Here is a 1,464-nt window from a genome sequence, read left to right as displayed (position 1 = left end):
GATCGATACCACTTGGATCAACGACGGCGCCCGACAGGATATGCGCGCCAACTTCCCCGCCCTTTTCAAGAACGACGACTGAAAGCTCCGGATTGATTTGTTTAAACCGAATAGCCGCAGCAAGGCCAGCAGGGCCTGCGCCGACAATCACAACATCAAATTCCATGCTTTCGCGTTCGGGAAGCGGGCTCGCCTCAGGCATCTCCATCCTCACGGCCTCCGTCTTGTGCAAGTCTTTCTCGCTTTTCACTCACGCAATGTTTGCGACCTGCTGCTGTCTCCGGCTTTGCGCCTTCGGTTTCGGTTAAAAGGCTCAGACAGATATGGTAGTGTCTCCCAAACAACGCTACTGCCTCAATGTTCACGTCTTCAGAGTGTCGTTTCACACCACAGGATAAGAAGAGAGGTATCTCTGTTTCTTAATTCATAGATGAAACGTTCATCAGTATGAAGGACCGTCCCAGCCGGGACACGCCGCCAACTCCCCCCATTTTTTCGTACTTCCCCCGATGCGAGCATTAAAATAACTTGCCCCCGGTAGCGTACGAGGTGAGGAAACGTCGGTGACGGCGCGATAACAGTGGCGCCTACAGCGATATCATCTCGCTCTTCAATGCCTTGTCTTCCGATGATGATGGTATGGAGATGCGCCCTGACGTAGTGAGTGTGAGAATGGACTTCGCTGAACGTACAATGCCATCTTAGATTGGGTAGTAAAGTGACCAGACTTTCCCACAAATGGCAAAAACTACTGTCTTTCAGAAGGGATGGTGATAACCGAAATTGCCACGGAAACACGGACCTATCACCCTGCGCCGCCAAAGCTCTCTGTTCATGGCATCGTGAGAGTTGAGAGAACATATTGCCGGCAAAATAACTAACGGTCAAAGGTGATTTTCCTGAAATCAGGATTCCACAAAGCGCATTGATCAAACGCTGCAAGGGTTCCGCGCGCTCTTGTTTTCTCGCGGTAAAGATGGGAAGTGCCGTGCCAACCATACGAGGAAGGTCTTTCACTGTTCGCTTGTTAAAACTGGTCGGACCAGCACTATCGGTTCACAACAGCTGTGGCTAGTGCCGCCGATGCCTTCAGCTCTGGCAGAATAGTAAAGAGATCGCCCACAAGACCATAATCAGCCACTTGGAAGATCGGTGCTTCTTCATCCTTGTTGATCGCAACAATCACGCGGCTGTCTTTCATTCCGGCCAGATGCTGGATCGCACCGGAAATACCGACTGCAATGTAAAGTTCCGGTGCAACCACCTTACCGGTCTGGCCAACCTGCCAGTCATTTGGAGCGTAGCCCGCATCAACCGCCGCGCGGCTGGCACCAACGGCTGCACCAAGCTTGTCGGCAACAGGAAGGATCACTTCCTCAAACTTCTCCGACGAACCAAGTGCACGACCGCCCGAGATGATGATCTTGGCAGAAGTCAGTTCCGGACGATCGGAATCCGAAAGCT

The 1,464-nt window shown here is 52.2% G+C and carries 3 protein-coding genes; all 3 read right to left on the bottom strand.

Features of this window, described 5'->3' with window-relative positions; all coding sequences use genetic code 11:
• On the bottom strand, positions 1–202 hold a 202-nt coding region (locus QSJ70_RS27305), incomplete at its 3' end, for an NAD(P)-binding protein (RefSeq protein WP_285541353.1).
• A 167-nt stretch (positions 203–369) separates the two neighbouring features.
• A complete protein-coding gene (locus QSJ70_RS27735; RefSeq protein WP_352231033.1) occupies positions 370–861 on the bottom strand; it encodes a dimethylsulfonioproprionate lyase family protein in 492 nt (163 codons plus the stop codon).
• A 187-nt stretch (positions 862–1,048) separates the two neighbouring features.
• A partial coding sequence (locus tag QSJ70_RS27300; protein ID WP_285541352.1) for an electron transfer flavoprotein subunit alpha/FixB family protein occupies positions 1,049–1,464 on the bottom strand: 416 nt, incomplete at its 5' end.

Origin of the sequence: Brucella sp. NBRC 12950, from assembly GCF_030268145.1 — a bacterium.
Classification (GTDB): Bacteria; Pseudomonadota; Alphaproteobacteria; order Rhizobiales; family Rhizobiaceae; genus Brucella.
Note: the sequence above shows the minus strand (reverse complement) of the source record. Positions and strands in the feature narration are given on the sequence as shown.

Coding starts and splice junctions, on each gene's coding strand:
- QSJ70_RS27735 (WP_352231033.1), bottom strand. CDS start 861: ATGTTCTCTCAACTCTCACGATGCCATGAACAGAGAGCTTTGGCGGCG.